Source organism: Cupriavidus sp. 8B (assembly GCF_054589115.1).
Genome location: NZ_BAAILO010000209.1, coordinates 1 through 229, shown reverse-complemented (window position 1 = coordinate 229; position 229 = coordinate 1). Strand labels below are relative to the sequence as shown.

General features: G+C 67.2%; 1 pseudogene. It reads left to right on the top strand.

The features are described from left to right. Nucleotides 1-229 (top strand): annotated as a pseudogene (locus ACYP5B_RS20225) (IS30 family transposase); the annotation flags it as partial.

Sequence of the window (229 nt, the reverse complement as noted above, 5' to 3'; positions counted from 1 at the left end):
CGAAACGATCTACACGGCCATTTACGCGCAGCCCAGGGGCGAGTTGCGCCGCCAGCTCATCGCCTGCCTGCGCCATGGCCGCAGCACACGCATGCCACGCAAGCGCGGGGTTGATCGACGCGGGCAGATTCCGGAGATGGTCAGCATCCATGTGCGCCCGCCCGAGGTCGAGGACCGCGTCATGCCGGGCCACTGGGAGGGTGACTTCATCAAGGGCGCGGGCAACAAG